Source organism: Micromonospora sp. A200, assembly GCF_029893845.1.
Taxonomy (GTDB): domain Bacteria; phylum Actinomycetota; class Actinomycetes; order Mycobacteriales; family Micromonosporaceae; genus Micromonospora; species Micromonospora purpureochromogenes.
In genome coordinates, this window is sequence record NZ_JARXXY010000001.1 from 321,943 (window position 1) to 336,905 (window position 14,963).

The window sequence follows — 14,963 nt, forward strand, 5'->3', positions numbered from 1 at the left end:
TCACTGCTTGAGCATGTTGTCCAGCAGCAGCGCGCAGCGGATCAGGCCGAGGTGGCTGTAGGCCTGCGGGTGGTTGCCCAGGCCGCGCTCGGCGAGCGGGTCGTACTGCTCGGGGAGCAGCCCGGTCGGGCCCGCCGTGTCGATCATCTGCCTGAACAGCTCCTCGGCGTCGGTGCGGCGGCCGGTGCGCAGGTACGCCTCGATCAGCCACGCCGTGCAGATGTGGAAGCCGCCCTCCCGGCCGGGCAGGCCGTCGTCCCAGTGGTATCGGTAGACGACCGGCCCGCTGCGCAGGTCCGCCTCGATCCGGAGCACGGTGGAGAGGAAGCGCGGGTCGTCGCCCGGCAGCAGCCCGGACAGGCCGATCCAGAGCGAGGAGGCGTCCATGTCCTCGTCGCCGTACGCGACGCTGTACGCCTCGACCGCCTCGTGCCAGCCGTTCTCCAGCACGTTGGCGCCGATCCGGTCGCGCAGCTCCACCCACTCCGGCCGGTCCTCGCCGCCGTGCTGACGCATGATGTGCAGCGCGCGGTCGACGGTCATCCAGCACATCACCTTGGAGAAGATGTGGTGCCGTGGGGGGAGGCGGGCTTCCCAGATGCCGTGGTCGGGCTCGTGCCAGCGGCGGCGGACCGCCTCGACCATGTTCTCCAGCACCCGCCACTCGTCCTCGCGGACCGAGCCCCGGGCGTCGGCCACGGCGGCGATCAGGTCCGCGATCGGGCCGAAGACGTCGAGCTGGAGCTGGTGGTTGGCGAGGTTGCCCACCCGGACCGGCCGGGAGCCGGCGTACCCGGGGAGGGTGTCGATGACCGCCTCGGCGCCCAGCTCGTAGCCGTCGATGGTGTAGAGCGGGTGCAGCCGCTCCGGGTGGCCGCCGGTGCGCTCGACGCAGCCGTCCACCCAGCGCAGCAGCGCCTCGGCCTCCTCGAGGGAACCCAGGTCGACGAGCGCGCGAGCGGTCAGTGCCGCGTCGCGCAGCCAGCAGTAGCGGTAGTCCCAGTTGCGGACCCCGCCCAGCTCCTCCGGCAGCGAGGTGGTCGCGGCGGCCAGGATCGAGCCGGTCGCCTCGTGGCAGAGGCCGCGCAGCGTGAGCGCGCTGCGGGCGACCAGATCGCGGGCGGTGGTGGGCAGCCGCAGCGAGGCCACCCAGTCCTTCCACGGCTGCTCAGCCTTGGCCTGCCGCTCGTGGATCGGGACGGCGTGGTGCTCCAGGCTGTGGGTGCCGAAGCGCAGCTCCAGCACGACCTGGCCGCCGGCGGCGGAGAGGTCGACCATCGCCTCCGCGCTCTCGTTCACTCCGTCGCTTCTGACCTCCCACGTCACGCCCGGGGCGTAGAGCGCGGCCGGCTCGTTGGAGCCGAGCACCAGCAGGCCGTCGTCGAGCGGTTGGAGTTGGACGGCGACCTGGCCGAACTCCGGGCGCGGGGCGAAGTCGATGCGGGCCTTGCCGGAGCCGGTCAGCACCCGGACCAGGGTGGAGTCGCCGGTGATGATCGCCGGGCCGTCCGGGGTGGTCTCCCGGGCCGGCAGGTCGAGCCAGTCCGTGACCGTCAGGCCCGACCAGCGGGTCTCCACGGTCATGGTGCCGCTGCGGTAACGCTGCCCCAGCGGGATGCCGCCGCGCTCCGGGACGATGCTGAAGTGACCGGCCGGGCTGCCGCCGACCAGGTCGGCGAAGATCGCCGCCGAGTCCGGCTTGGGGTGACAGAGCCAGCTGACCTTGGCCTCGGGCGTGAGCAGGGCGACCGTCCGGCCGTTGGAGAGCATCGAGTGCCGCTCGATCGGGACGGCCCGCTCGCCGAAGAGCCAGTGTCGGCGGGTCTCCAGCAGCAGGCCCAGGGCCCGGGCCGCCTCGATCGGCTCGGCCACCCGGTAGCCGGCCTGGGTGTCGCCGGGGCCGATCTTGATGCCGACGTCCGGGCCGTGCAGGTTGCCGAAGGCGTTCTCGTCGGTGACGTCGTCACCGATGAAGAGCACGGCGCTGGCCGAGAGCTGGGTGCGCAGCTGGTCGACGGCGGTGCCCTTGTGGGTGGCGACCACCGACAGCTCGATGACCTCCTTGCCCTGGGTGACCGTGACGCCGTCCCACTTGGCGGGGCCGTTGCGGACCGCCTCGATGGTGGCCGCCGCGACCTGCGGGTCGACCCCGCGGGTGTGCACGGCGACGCTGGCCGGCTTGCGCTCCAGCCGTACGCCCGGGTGGGCCGCGGCGATCTCGCGCAGCGCGTCGCGCAGCCGGGTGCGGACGGCGATCAGCTCGGGGGAGAGCCGCTCGACGAAGCCGATGTCGAACTCGGAGCCGTGGCTGCCGACCAGGTGGACCTCGCTGGGCAGCCGGGAGAGCGCGGCCAGGTCGCGCAGCGCCCGACCGGAGACCACCGCGACGGTGGTCTGCGGCAGCGCGGCGAGCGCCCGGATCGCGGCGACCGACTCCGGCAGCGGCACGGCCTTGCTCGGGTCCTCGACGATCGGCGCGAGCGTGCCGTCGTAGTCGCAGGCGACCAGGAGCTGGGGGACCCGGGCGATCCGCCCGATGGCCGCGCGCAGCTCGGGGTCCATCGTCCCCGCGGGCGGGGTCACGATGTCGGTGGGGACGTTCACGCGGCCTCCACCCCGGACGTGCCGAGCTCGGTGAGGAACGATTTCGCCCAATGCCCCACGTCGTGGGTGCGCAGATGACGTTGCATGATCCGCATGCGTCGACGGGCCTCCGGCTTCTCCACGTGTACGGCCCGCAGCAGGGCGTCCTTGACCGCGTCCGGGTCGTGCGGGTTGCACAGGAATGCCTGGCGCAGCTCCGTGGCCGCGCCGGCGAACTCGCTGAGCACGAGCGCGCCGCCCTGGTCGGCGCGCGATGCCACGTACTCCTTGGCCACCAGATTCATTCCGTCTCGCAGGGGGGTCACCATCATCACGTCGGCCGCGACGTACATCGCGGCCAGTTCGGAGCGACTGTACGACTGATGCAGATAATGCACCGCGGGCACACCCACCCGTCCGAATTCGCCATTAATCCGACCAACCTCGCGCTCCACCTTGACGCGAAGTGCCTGGTAGTGCTCCACCCGCTCGCGGCTGGGCGTCGCGACCTGCACCATAACCGCGTCCGGCACTGTCAGCTTTCCGTCAGCGAGGAGTTCCCGGAAGGCTTTCAGCCGAAGTTCGATGCCCTTGGTGTAGTCGAGCCGGTCGACGCCCAGGATGATCGTCTTCGGGTTGCCCAGCTCCTCGCGGATCTGCTTGGCCCGGGCCTGAATCGCCGGGTCGGCGGCCATCCGCTCCATCTCGTGGGTGTCGATCGAGATGGGGAAGGCGCCGGCCTTCACCTGCCGGCCGTCCACCTGGATCATCTGGCCCTCGTAGCGCAGGCCGAGCAGGTGCCGGGCCAGCCGGACGAAGTTCTGCGCGGCCAGCCGCTGCTGGAACCCGACCAGGTCGGCGCCGAGCAGCCCGCGCAGGATCTCGGTGCGGAACGGCATCTGCATGAACAGCTCGATCGGCGGGAACGGGATGTGCAGGAAGAAGCCGATCTTCAGGTCCGGCCGCAGCTCGCGGAGCATCGCCGGGACCAGTTGGAGCTGGTAGTCCTGGATCCAGACCGTGGCGCCCTCGGCCGCCACGTCCGCCGCGGCCTCCGCGAACCGGGCGTTGACCAGGCGGTACGCCTCGCGCCACCGGCGCTTGTACGCCGGGGTCTCGACGGCGTCGTGGTAGAGCGGCCAGATGGTGGCGTTGGACTGGCCCTCGTAGTAGCGCTCCAGCTCCTCGGCGCTCAGCGGCACCGGGTGCAGGCGGATGCCCTCCAGGTCGAACGGCTCCGGAGCGGCGCCGGTCCCGCCGGCCCAGCCGACCCAGGTGCCCTGGTGCTCGGCGAGGACGGGGTGCAGGGCGGTCACCAGCCCGCCCGGGCTGCGTCGCCACTGCCGTCCCTCGGGTGTGCTCACCTCGTCGACCGGCAATCGGTTCGCCACTACGACAAAGGAGCTACGGACGGTCACGATCGGCCACCTCCGGGTACTGACGGGTCCACCGCGATGAGAGTCTGAGCCTAGCTGCGGCGTCTGATGCCCCGTGCCGGAGTCACCTACCCGTCCCACGGTCGCTGAACCGTACCCGTGATCATGGTGACAGCCTCGGGCGGAGGTCGGCGATACCGCGGTCCTCCGGCTCGCCGAAGCCCGGGGGAGCGAGCCGCGGCGTGCTGCTCGGGCGGGGTGATGTGGGCGCGGCGCGCCGTACCTGTCAGGATTGACGACGGCGTGCGCGCGGCCGGCTCCCGGCCGGCGGCGGCGGGCGGCGGACGCAGCCCGTGCCGTGCCCGCCAATCGGCGACAGCAACCGACGGAGGTAGCCCGCACCGTGGCCCAGTTCATCTACGTCCTGGAAAAGGCGCGCAAGGCGCACGGCGACAAGGTCGTGCTCGACAACGTGACGCTGAACTTCCTGCCGGGGGCCAAGATCGGTGTGGTCGGCCCGAACGGCGCCGGTAAGTCCAGCCTCCTCAAGATCATGGCAGGCTGGGACCGGCCGAGCAACGGCGAGGCCCGGCTGATGCCCGGCTACACCGTCGGCATGCTCGCCCAGGAGCCCCCGCTCAACGACAGCAAGACGGTCCTCGGCAACGTCGAGGAGGCGGTGGCCGAGACCAAGGCCAAGCTGGAGCGGTTCAACTCCATCGCCGAGCAGATGGCCACGGACTACTCCGACGAGCTGATGGAGGAGATGGGCAAGCTCCAGGAGGAGCTGGACCACGCCGACGCCTGGGACATCGACTCCAAGCTCGAACTGGCCATGGATGCGCTGCGCTGCCCGCCGCCGGACGCCGACGTCACCCAGCTCTCCGGTGGTGAGCGCCGCCGGGTCGCGCTGTGCAAGCTGCTGCTGGAGGCCCCCGACCTGCTGCTGCTCGACGAGCCCACCAACCACCTGGACGCGGAGAGCGTGCAGTGGCTGGAGCAGCACCTGGCCAAGTACGCCGGCACCGTCATCGCCATCACCCACGACCGGTACTTCCTGGACAACGTGGCCAACTGGATCCTGGAGCTGGACCGCGGCCGGGCCTACCCGTACGAGGGCAACTACTCCACCTACCTGGAGAAGAAGGCCGCCCGGCTGGCCGTCGAGGGCCGCCGCGACGCCAAGATGAAGAAGCGCCTCTCCGACGAGCTGGAGTGGGTCCGCTCCAACGCCAAGGCGCGGCAGACCAAGTCCAAGGCCCGACTCGACCGGTACGACGAGATGGCCGCCGAGGCGGAGAAGACCCGGAAGCTGGACTTCGAGGAGATCCAGATCCCGCCGGGCCCGCGCCTGGGCAGCACGGTCATCGAGGTGAACGACCTGAGCAAGGGCTTCGGCGACCGGCTGCTGATCGACAACCTGTCGTTCTCGCTGCCGCGCAACGGCATCGTCGGCATCATCGGCCCGAACGGTGTCGGCAAGACCACCCTGTTCAAGACCATCGTCGGGCTGGAGCAGCCGACCGGTGGCGAGGTCCGGGTCGGCCCCACCGTCTCGCTGTCCTACGTCGACCAGGCCCGGCAGGGCCTCGACGGCGACAAGACCGTCTGGGAGGTCGTCTCCGACGGGCTGGACCACCTCATGGTGGGCAAGGTCGAGATGCCGTCGCGGGCGTACATCGCCGCGTTCGGCTTCAAGGGACCGGACCAGCAGAAGCCGACCAAGGTGCTCTCCGGCGGCGAGCGCAACCGGCTCAACCTGGCGCTGACCCTGAAGATCGGCGGCAACGTCATCCTGCTCGACGAGCCGACCAACGACCTGGACGTGGAGACCCTCTCCAGCCTGGAGAACGCGCTGCTGGAGTTTCCCGGCTGCGCCGTGGTCATCTCCCACGACCGGATGTTCCTGGACCGGGTCGCCACGCACATCCTCGCCTGGGAGGGCGACGACGAGAACCCCTCCAAGTGGTTCTGGTTCGAGGGCAACTTCGATGCCTACGAGAAGAACAAGGTCGACCGGCTCGGCGCCGAGGCGGCCCGCCCGCACCGGGTGACCTACCGCAAGCTCACCCGCGACTGAGCATGGCCGACCGCTTCGTCTACGACTGCACGCTGCGCTGGTCCGACCTGGACGCGTACGGGCACGTCAACAACTCGCGCTTCCTCACCCTCTACGAGGAGGCGCGGGTGGCGTTGATGTTCGCCGGCGGCCGGGCGTGGGGGGTGGGCTCGTTCGCCGACGGAGTGGTCATCCGCCGGCACGAGGTCGACTACCTGCGCCCGGTCGACTACGCGCTGGGCCGGGCCACCGCGGAGGCGGCCCCGACCGTCCGGATCGAACTCTGGGTGGAGGAGATCCGGGCCTCCCGGTTCACCGTCGCCTACGAGCTGTACGACGGCGACGTGCTGGCCAGCACCGCCCGGTCGGTGCTGGTGCCGTTCGACCTGGTGGCCAAGCGGCCCCGCCGGATCACCGAGGATGAGCGGGCCTTCCTGTTGGCGTACGCGCCAGCGGGCGGGGCGGCGTGAGTGGCGCGCGCGTCGTGACGCCGGGGCACGGGCTGGACGGGGTCGCCGACGCGGGAGCCTTCCTGGCCCGGCTGGTCCGCTTCGACCCGGCGACCGTGGTCCGGCTCCGTCCGGTCGCCGGGGCCGGACGTACGGCGCTCTGGGCCCGGCTGCCCTGGGACGTGCTGGTGGTCCGCACGGTGGCCGGCGTCGGCCCGGGTGACGTCACGGTCGCCGCCGCCGACCTGCTGGCCGAGCTGGAGTCCGCCGGCGGGGCGCTGCCGGGCCGGCGGGACGACCGGTGGCGCTGGCCGCTGCCGCCGGCGGCGAGCCGCCCGGTGGAGGCGTTGCCCGCCGGGGAGCTGCGACGGATCGCCGAGGCGGCGGCGGGCACCCTGCGGACCGCGGCCACCGAGGGCGTGGGCGGCCGGGCGGTGGGTCAGCGGGTGCTGCGCGACGCGCTGCTCGACCACGTGGCGGTGGTGGTCACCCCGGACGACCCGCCGGGCGAGCCGGTCGAGGTGACCCAGCGCCTGGTCCAGGGCGTGGTCCGGATGGGGTTCCTCGGGCCCGCCGACGCCCCGGGCGAGGTCCAGGTACGCGTCGCGGGCCGCTGGATCGGCCTGGTGGGACCGTACGGAGCGGCATGGTCGCGCAAGGTTTCGGAGCTGGCGATCCGACCGGTGAAGGATCATCCGAACGGCTGACCCGTGGTCATTCTTCTGGACTGGGGCTGTCGTTGGGGGGGTGCTTCAACCCGGCTGTCCGGGTACCGTCCATCCTCGGATCCAACGCACCGTAGGCGTCCGGATCCGCTGGGGAGTGAGGTGCGCGAGCGATGCCGTGGTGGTCATGGCGCCCTGGTCCCGCCGCTGGCGGCGGCGACCCGGAAACTCGAACCGGGATCACAGTGGACAGCACCGTCCGGGTCGGACCACCGTCCCCCCGGCAGCCGGGGGACGACTGCAAGGCCGCCGACCGGCCGGTGATCACGGACATGCCGGTCAGTGTGGAGCCGGTCACCCTGCGCCGGGTCTGTGCGGCCCTCGACCTGCTCGACGTGCGGTACCTGGCCGACGGCGACGGGAACCTGCTGGCCATGTGGGAGCGGCACGCGGTGCTGGTCACCCTGGAGGGCCCCGAGGACGAGATCCTGGTGATGCGGGCCCGTCCACACGCGACGGTCCCGCCGGACTGGGCGGACCGGGCCTACCGGGTGGTCAACGAGTGGAACCACACCCGCCGGTTCTGCAAGGCGTACATCGGCGACCCCACCGAGCGGGGCCAGCTGCCGATCTACGCCGAGCTGCAGGTGCCGCTGGGCGCGGGCACCCACGACGCGCTCCTGGTCGAGATGCTCGACTGCGGGGCGGCCGTGGCGACCACCTTCGTGGACTGGCTGCACGACGAGGGCGCCCTGCTCTGAGCCCGACGGGCGGGGCCGGCCCCGGCCGGTCGCGACCGCCGGGCCGTCAGGCGTCCCCGGCCGGCTCCTCCATCACGTTGACCATGAAGTACGCGGCGCGCTCCAGGTAGTCCCAGAGCGCCTTGGCGACCTCCGGCGGCAGGTCCAGCCGGTCGACCGCCCGCCGCATGTGGTGCAGCCAGGCGTCCCGCTCGGCCGCGCCGATCCGGAACGGCGCGTGCCGCATCCGCAGCCGCGGGTGCCCCCGCTGGGCGGAGTAGGTGTTGGGGCCACCCCAGTACTGCATGAGGAACAGCGTCAGCCGGTCGGCGGCCGGCCCGAGGTCCTCCTCCGGGTACATCGGGCGCAGCAGCGGGTCGGTGGCGACGCCGACGTAGAACTCGTCGACCAGCTTGCGGAAGGTGGGCTCGCCGCCGACCGCTTCGAAGAGGGTCGTCGGCGCACCGGGCCGGTCGGACTCAGCTGCGGAATTCACCGTTCCATCCTGCCAGGTGCCCCGGTGCACCGGCCGCCGCGTACCGGCCGGGCGGGCTGCCGATCACGTCACAGCGTGGCTGCGCCGGCCCCCGGAGCGGCCGTCCGTCGCCCGGCCGGCGCGCGGCCGGCCACCGGGCCCGTGCACGCTGTCCCGGGCCGCGGCGTCGTCCCGGTTGGCCCGGTCGGCCGCCGCGACGGCCGCGTCGATGGTCTCGCCGTCCGGCCAACGCAGGGCCGTCACCAGCATCAGCACCACGCCGGCGGCGCTCCACAGGCCGACCACCAGCGGGATGGAGAAGCGGTCGGCCAGCAGCCCGGTGACCAGCACCGAGGCGCCCTGGATCACCTGCATGCCGGTGGCCATCACGCCGAAGGCGCGGGCCCGGTAACCGTTGGGCAGGGCGCGGACGAAGAGCCCGTTGGCGGTCGGCAGCAGGCCGGCGGCGGCGAAGCCGCAGGCGGCCGCGAGCAGGGCCACCACCACCGGTGGCGGGTCGAGGAGCGTGGGCACCAGGACCAGCGGGGCGATCACCGCCAGCGGCCGCATCAGGGCGAGCCGGCGGGCCGGCGCGACCGCCCGCCCCACCACCAGCCCGCCCAGGATGAACCCGACCGGGTTGGCGGCCATGATGACGGCCTGCGCGACGCCGCTGTCCAGCCCGTCGCCGGAGCGCTCGCCGGCCCAGGCGGCGGCCAGCCCCTCGGGGACGATCGAGAAGAGCATGGCGCTGAAGACCAGCACGGCGATGGCCCGCAGGACCGGGGTGCCGAAGACGATCTGGAAGCCCTGCCCCGTCTCGCGCAACAGGTGGCTGCGGTGCGCGGCGGTCATCGCCGGTTCCCGGTCGCGGACGCCGAAGCGGGTCAGCGCGGCGGACCCGGCGAAGGTGGCCGCGTTGATCAGCAGCGCGGCGGTCGGGTTCACCGCGGCCAATGCGGCACCGAGGAGGTAGCCGACCACCTGCGCGGCCTGGGCCGAGCTGGCGTTCAGCGACAGGCCGAGGACCAGCCGGTCCCCGGTGAGGATGGCCGGCATGAGCGCGGACCGGGCGGCCTGGCTGGGCGGGTTGGCGAGCGTGGTGGCGAAGAGCAGGGCCAGGATCACCCACACCGGCACGCCCGGCAGGGCGATCAGCGCCATCAGCGCCATCCGGATCAGGTCGCAGACGACCATGACCTGCCGGTAGCGGTAGCGCTCGGCGAGCGCGGCGAGCAGCGGCCCGCCGACCAGCCAGGGCAGGTAGCTGACCGCGAACGCCGCGGCGGAGAGGGCGATCGACTCGCTCTGCCGGTAGACCAGTACGGTGACCGCGGCCTTGGCCACGTAGTCGCCCACCCAGGAGAACACGGTGGCGATGAAGATCGCCCGGTACTCGGACTGGCCGAACACCTCCCGGAATGTGGCCGGCCCGTCCGGAGAGGGTCGCTCGTCGGACACCGTCGCCTCCATCGTGCCCCGCGAACGGCCACTCGTGACGGCCTGACGGGGACCCCGTCGTCAGATCTACGGATCAGCGAGGACATGATCACGCTCCGGCAGGAGCGCGTGCACCGGATTCTGCCCGATCGTCTGACAACTGGCTAGGGCGAACGGATTGGTCGTCGCATCTCCGACTGAACGAACGGACGATACCCGAGGGGCCGCGCGGTCCGCGACCCCCAGATTTCGGACTCCCCGATTCCGTCCTGCCCGGCAGGTCAGGTGGCCCCACCCTGACCGGTGCCCGGGGTGCCCACCGTCCCGGGCGCCCCGGCCGGGCCGATCCCGCCGGTCTGCGGCAGCCCCGGGTAGAGCCGGGCGGCCGCGATCTTCGCGGTGATGCCGGAGTTCTCCAGCGCCTCGGTTAGCCGGCGGCGCAGCTCCCGGCCCACCGCGAACTGCCCGTCCGCGGTCGTCTTGACCACCGTCCGGATCACCGCGCCGTCTACGGTCATCTGCTCGACGCCCAGCACCTCGGGCGCCTCGACGATCTCCGAGGCCAGCTCCGGGTCCACCGCCACCGAGGCCGCCGCCGTACGCAGCACGGCGCTCGCCTCCTCGGTGCCGGCGAAGCCGATCGGCAGGTCCACCACCACCAGGGCCCACCCCTGGCTCTTGTTGCCCACCCGGACGATCTCGCCGTTGCGGATGTACCAGAGCACCCCGCGACCGTCGCGGACGGTGGTCACCCGCAACCCCACCGACTCCACCACACCGGTCGCCTCACCCAGGTCCACCGTGTCACCCACGCCGTACTGGTCCTCGATGAGCATGAACAGACCCGCGATCAGGTCCTTCACCAGGCTCTGCGCGCCGAAGCCCAGCGCGACGCCGGCGATGCCGGCGCTGGCCAGTAGCGGAGCCAGGTCGAAGCTGAACTCCTTGAGCACCATCAGCAGCGCGATGCCGAACACGAACGCGGTGACCAGGCTGCGCAGCACCGAGCCGATCGCCTCGGCGCGCTGGCGGCGCCGCTCGGGGATGAACTCGGTGGGATCGAGCGCGGCCGACGGGATGCGCTCGCGCAGCGGCCGGAGCATGGTCGGCACCGCGCCGACGCTGGTGGTCCGGACCAGTCGGTTGATCGTCCGGTGCAACGCCCAGCGGGCGGCGAGCGCCAGCAGCAGGATCAGCGCGACCCGCAGCGGCTTGAGCAGGATCCAGTAACTGCCCTCGGCGAACCACACCGAGCCGGTCACCTCGAACACGCTCTTGCACCAGGTGTCCTGGAGGCAGTCGGCCGAGGGTGCGGGGTCGGGGGTCGGGGCGGCGACGGGGAAGGTCAGGCTGCTGGCACTCACCCTGTCTTCGTACCGCAACACCCTCGGCGGCCCGCCGCCGACCCACCGTCGGGCGACCCCCGCCCGTCGGACGGCGGCCCGCGAACCGGACATCTTCACACGCGCCGAAAAACCTTCACGAGGGAGCCCGGATTAGTACGTGCAATCGCGGGTCTTATCAGGGACGATGGGCGCAACGGACGTCGGTGAACCCGCCGGCGTCGGTCGTGGTTCCCCGCTGCGCGGGGCGCGGCCGGCGTGGCCAGTGGTGGGCAGCTGGACCGGGAGGGTGAGCACGATGCCTGACATACGACCCACGGTGGGCTCCGGCGCGCTGGTTCTCAACGCCACCTACGAGCCGCTGTGTGTCGTGTCGGTGCGTCGCGCCGCCATCCTCGTGCTCTCCGCCAAGGCGGTCTGCGTCGCCGACGGCGACGGTGTGCTGCACAGCGCCCGCGACGCCCTCCCGGTGCCCTCCGTGGTCCGGCTGACCCGCTTCGTCCGGGTGCCGTACCGCACCCACGTCGGGCTGTCCCGGCGGGCGATCTTCGCCCGGGACGGCGGGCGCTGCGCCTACTGCCGGGGGCCCGCGGAGACCATCGACCACGTCTTCCCGCGCAGTCGGGGTGGCCGGCACGCCTGGGAGAACGTGGTCGCCGCCTGTGCCCGGTGCAACCACACCAAGGGCGACAAGACCCCGGCCGAGCTGGGCTGGCGGCTGCACTCCCTGCCCGCCGCCCCCAAGGGCACCGCCTGGCGGGTGCTGGGTCACCGCGCGCCCGACCCGCGCTGGGCGGACTGGCTCGACCTGCGCGAGCCCGAAGCCGCCTGAGCGGGGTGCCGGCGCCGCCGGGTCACCGGTCGCGCGCCTTCACCAGCGAGGCGTACACCACCACGTTGTCGGCGTAGCCGGTCTCGCCGCCCACCCACCGGCCGCCGCAGGTGATCAGTCGCAGGTTCGGGCGGCTGAAGTCGCCGAACACCTCGTCCACCGGCAGGTCCTCCTTGCCGTAGCGCTGCACCTGGTTCACCTCGAAGACCGCCACCTTCCGGTCCTCGCGGGTCACCTCGACCGTGTCGCCGTCGCGCAGGTCCCGCAGCCCGTGGAAGACCGCCGGGCCGGTGGTGGTGTCGACGTGGCCGACGATCACCGCCGGGCCGTACTGGCCGGGGGTGGGGCCCTGGTCGTACCAGCCGGCCTCCTGGGCGCGGGCGGCGTCGGGCACCCCGATGCTGCCGTCCGGGCCGATCCCGACGTGGTGCACCGGGGCCTGCACGTCGATCCGGGAGATCGAGATCAGGGTGGGTGGGCTGCCCGGCAGCACCGGGAACTTCTTCGGCGCCGGGCGCAGGCCGGCGATGAACCGGTCCGGCAGGACGCTGAGGCCCGTCACCTGCTCGACGCCGAGCATCGCGACGATCAGCGCCATCAGGGTGGCGATCACCATGAACGCCGCGCCCGGTCCCCGGCTCCGGTAGCCGCCGTACCGGGCCGGCCGCGCCGCCGGCCGTACCGGACGGGCGTGCGCGACCGGGTCGGTCGTGGTCACGCTGGCGGTGAAGGCCTGGCCGGCCACCCGGCGGAAGCGGCCGGCCGCACGGGCCGCCAGCCGGGCCGCGGCGCGGACCCGGTCCCGACCCGACCGCGGGGTGCGTCTGCGTGTGCGGGTCATGGCGACGTGGGGTCAGGAGTTCGTCCCGGCCCGCCGGCGGCTCCCGCCGAACATCCCGAGCCCGGCCACCACGGTCACCACGGCCAGGCCGCCGACCAGGAGCAGCGAGCCCGCGCCCCGGCCGTCGGCGGTGCCGCCGGCCCCGGTCGCCGGGCCCTTGGTCGGCTGGGCCATGTTCAGCACGGTCAGGGTGGTCGACGCGGTGTTGCCGTTGGCGCACCGCAGGTCGACCGGGTAGTCGCCCGGCTGCTTGTTGCCCGGGATGGTCACCGCCCCGGTCAGGAAGCCGTTGTCCGGCCGCAGCACCACCCGGCCGAAGGCGTCCGACTGCACGGTGGCCTGCTGGTTGTTGGCGTTGTCGCAACTGGCCCGGATGCTGACCCGGGTGCCGGCCTGCGCGGTGTTCGGCGTGACCTCGACGAAGGTGTTCTCCCCGGCCCGGGCCGGTGTGGCCGTTGCCAGGACGAACGCCGCGACCAGGGCGAACATCGCCAGGACGGCGGAAAAGGCACGATGGTACGCGCTGAGCCCCCGCATGATTCTCCCCTCCCGGCCAGGTGCGCCGGAATCCTGCGACGGGTGTCCGGGCCTGCATTCCCGCTCGCCGTGGGGCAAACCCGCCGGGTCAGCGGCGGCGGGTGCCCGGCGCCGCGGCCGGCGGGTTCGGCAGCGGGGTGACCGGGTGCCAGTCCAGCGGGGTGGAGAGCACCATCGTGCTGGACGGCTGGCCGTACGGGGCGAGCCGGTCGATGACCGCCTCGAACTCGGTGATCGAGCCGGCGGCGACCTTGAGCATGCTGCACGCGTCGCCGGTGATCCGGTGGATCTCCCGGATCTCCGGCCAGCCGGCGACGTCCGGGTCGTGCAGGATGCAGCGCGAGCCGTAGCAGGACATCCGGATCAGCGCGACCACGCCGCGACCGGCCCGAGTCAGGTCCACGTGGGCGTGGTAGCCGGTGATCACGCCGGACTCCTCCAGCCGGCGAACCCGCTCGGCCACCGCCGGCGGGGACAGGTGCACCCGCCGGGACAGCTCGCTGTACGACAGTCGCGCGTCGGTCTGCAGCTCACGCAGCAGGGCCCAGTCCATCTCGTCCACGCGTGGACCTTACCTTCCGCAGGTCGAACGGCAGAAGAGCCTTCCGCGCCAAAGGTGAAAGTGCGGATCGCCGTCGAATCGGCATTCCGTACGCCGTTGTGACCAGGGCATCATGTCGTCACCCGGCTCACGGAGGAGACGACAAGGTGGATCAGACCGATCTGCGGGCGCCCACCCGGACCGCCGCGGTGCGCCCGGTCACGCCGCAGCAGCGCACCGCGCGGGCGGCCCGCAACGGCGGCGAACCCACGCTGGAGTTCGCCGACCGGGTGCCGTACGACGCGTACGTGCACGCCAGCACGCTGCACACCCTGCAGCAGCCGCTCAGCACGGACCCCGGCGAGATGTCCTTCCTGATGGTCAGCCAGATCATGGAGCTGTACTTCGGGCTGACCTGCCACGAGCTGCGCCAGGCCCAGCAGGACCTGCGCGCCGACCGGGTGTGGGAGGCGTTGGCGCCGCTGCGCCGGGCCGCGCTGCACCTGGAGGGGCTCAACGCCGCCTGGCACGGGCTGCGCTGGATGACCCCGGCGGACTTCAACCGGTTCCGCAACCTGCTCGGCGAGGGCTCCGGCTTCCAGTCCGCCATGTACCGGCACCTGGAGTTCCTGCTCGGCCTGCGCGACCCGGCGCTGATCCGGCCGTTCCGCCGCCAGGAAGAGGTCTACGACGAGCTGCGCGCCGCTCTCGACGTGCCGAGCCTCTGGGACGACGTGATCGCCCTGCTGGCCCGGCACGGCCACGACCTCCCGGCCGACCTGCTGGAGCGGGACGTCACCGTCGAGCACCTGCCGCACCCGTCGGTCGAGGCGGCCTGGGTCGAGATCTACGACGACGGCGGGCCGCAGAATCACCTCCGCCTGCTCGGCGAGGCACTGACCGAGGTGGCCGAGCAGTTCGGCGACTGGCGGTGGAACCACGTCAAGGCCGTGCAGCGCACCATGGGCGCGAAGGTCGGCAGCGGCGGCTCGGCCGGACTGGCCTGGCTGCAACGCAGCATGGCCCGGGTGGTCTTCCCGGAGCTGTGGTCGGCCCGGACGGCGATGTGAGCGGGGAGCGGG

The 14,963-nt window shown here is 72.5% G+C and carries 14 protein-coding genes; 6 read left to right on the forward strand and 8 right to left on the reverse strand.

Going from position 1 to position 14,963, the window contains the following annotated elements:
• Nucleotides 1–2,604 carry a trehalose-phosphatase gene (gene otsB, locus M2302_RS01650; protein ID WP_280836191.1) on the reverse strand — a complete coding sequence of 868 codons (2,604 nt, stop codon included), beginning with the start codon at nt 2,602–2,604 and terminating at the stop codon, nt 1–3.
• Nucleotides 2,601–4,001 carry a trehalose-6-phosphate synthase gene (locus M2302_RS01655; RefSeq protein WP_210775986.1) on the reverse strand — a complete coding sequence of 467 codons (1,401 nt, stop codon included), beginning with the start codon at nt 3,999–4,001 and terminating at the stop codon, nt 2,601–2,603. Before M2302_RS01655 ends, otsB begins: the two co-directional genes overlap by 4 nt.
• A 361-nt stretch (nt 4,002–4,362) precedes the next feature.
• Between M2302_RS01655 and ettA the strand changes: the two genes are divergently transcribed.
• From ettA to M2302_RS01675, 4 genes are all read left to right on the forward strand, one after another.
• Nucleotides 4,363–6,039: an energy-dependent translational throttle protein EttA gene (gene ettA, locus M2302_RS01660; protein ID WP_280836192.1), complete on the forward strand. Its 1,677-nt coding sequence runs from the start codon at nt 4,363–4,365 to the stop codon at nt 6,037–6,039.
• Between the two features lie 2 nt (nt 6,040–6,041).
• Nucleotides 6,042–6,488: a thioesterase family protein gene (locus M2302_RS01665; protein ID WP_280836193.1), complete on the forward strand. Its 447-nt coding sequence runs from the start codon at nt 6,042–6,044 to the stop codon at nt 6,486–6,488.
• Nucleotides 6,485–7,174, forward strand: coding sequence for a hypothetical protein (locus M2302_RS01670; RefSeq protein WP_280836194.1), 690 nt, complete (start codon nt 6,485–6,487; stop codon nt 7,172–7,174). Before M2302_RS01665 ends, M2302_RS01670 begins: the two co-directional genes overlap by 4 nt.
• A gap of 131 nt (nt 7,175–7,305) precedes the next feature.
• Nucleotides 7,306–7,893 (forward strand): YbjN domain-containing protein, encoded by a 588-nt coding sequence (locus M2302_RS01675; protein ID WP_280836195.1) that lies wholly within the window; start codon nt 7,306–7,308, stop codon nt 7,891–7,893.
• Between the two features lie 46 nt (nt 7,894–7,939).
• On the opposite strand, the gene M2302_RS01680 is transcribed toward M2302_RS01675, so the two are convergent.
• From M2302_RS01680 to M2302_RS01690, 3 genes are all read right to left on the reverse strand, one after another.
• Nucleotides 7,940–8,368 carry a globin gene (locus tag M2302_RS01680; protein WP_179801427.1) on the reverse strand — a complete coding sequence of 143 codons (429 nt, stop codon included), beginning with the start codon at nt 8,366–8,368 and terminating at the stop codon, nt 7,940–7,942.
• A gap of 63 nt (nt 8,369–8,431) precedes the next feature.
• Entirely contained in the window at nt 8,432–9,820 is a 1,389-nt protein-coding gene (locus M2302_RS01685) for an MFS transporter (RefSeq protein WP_280836196.1), read from the reverse strand.
• Nucleotides 9,821–10,068: 248 nt separating this feature from the next.
• The gene (locus M2302_RS01690; protein WP_280836197.1) at nt 10,069–11,151 is read right to left on the reverse strand and encodes a mechanosensitive ion channel family protein; all 1,083 of its coding nucleotides are present in this window, start codon (nt 11,149–11,151) and stop codon (nt 10,069–10,071) included.
• Between the two features lie 277 nt (nt 11,152–11,428).
• On the opposite strand from M2302_RS01690, the gene M2302_RS01695 reads away from it, so the two are divergent.
• Complete coding sequence (locus M2302_RS01695) at nt 11,429–11,962, forward strand: HNH endonuclease (protein ID WP_210775995.1); 534 nt, start codon at nt 11,429–11,431, stop codon at nt 11,960–11,962.
• 22 nt (nt 11,963–11,984) lie between these two features.
• On the opposite strand, the gene M2302_RS01700 is transcribed toward M2302_RS01695, so the two are convergent.
• From M2302_RS01700 to M2302_RS01710, 3 genes are all read right to left on the reverse strand, one after another.
• Nucleotides 11,985–12,803, reverse strand: a complete 819-nt coding sequence (locus M2302_RS01700; RefSeq protein ID WP_280836198.1) for a class F sortase — start codon at nt 12,801–12,803, stop codon at nt 11,985–11,987.
• Nucleotides 12,804–12,815: 12 nt separating this feature from the next.
• Nucleotides 12,816–13,292: a hypothetical protein gene (locus M2302_RS01705; RefSeq protein WP_280836245.1), complete on the reverse strand. Its 477-nt coding sequence runs from the start codon at nt 13,290–13,292 to the stop codon at nt 12,816–12,818.
• A gap of 136 nt (nt 13,293–13,428) precedes the next feature.
• Nucleotides 13,429–13,902, reverse strand: coding sequence for an Lrp/AsnC family transcriptional regulator (locus M2302_RS01710; RefSeq protein WP_280836199.1), 474 nt, complete (start codon nt 13,900–13,902; stop codon nt 13,429–13,431).
• Nucleotides 13,903–14,048: 146 nt separating this feature from the next.
• Here M2302_RS01710 and M2302_RS01715 point away from each other — a divergent pair, with 146 nt between their 5' ends.
• Complete coding sequence (locus M2302_RS01715; protein WP_280836200.1) at nt 14,049–14,951, forward strand: tryptophan 2,3-dioxygenase family protein; 903 nt, start codon at nt 14,049–14,051, stop codon at nt 14,949–14,951.
• Nucleotides 14,952–14,963: the final 12 nt, after the last annotated feature.

What these genes read in the sequence shown, in the direction of transcription:
- M2302_RS01675 (WP_280836195.1), top strand. Translation starts at nt 7,306, where the DNA reads ATGCCGTGGTGGTCATGGCGCCCTGGTCCCGCCGCTGGCGGCGGCGAC.
- M2302_RS01695 (WP_210775995.1), top strand. Translation starts at nt 11,429, where the DNA reads ATGCCTGACATACGACCCACGGTGGGCTCCGGCGCGCTGGTTCTCAAC.
- M2302_RS01705 (WP_280836245.1), bottom strand. Translation starts at nt 13,292, where the DNA reads ATGTTCGCCCTGGTCGCGGCGTTCGTCCTGGCAACGGCCACACCGGCC.
- M2302_RS01700 (WP_280836198.1), bottom strand. Translation starts at nt 12,803, where the DNA reads ATGACCCGCACACGCAGACGCACCCCGCGGTCGGGTCGGGACCGGGTC.
- M2302_RS01665 (WP_280836193.1), top strand. Translation starts at nt 6,042, where the DNA reads ATGGCCGACCGCTTCGTCTACGACTGCACGCTGCGCTGGTCCGACCTG.
- M2302_RS01685 (WP_280836196.1), bottom strand. Translation starts at nt 9,820, where the DNA reads ATGGAGGCGACGGTGTCCGACGAGCGACCCTCTCCGGACGGGCCGGCC.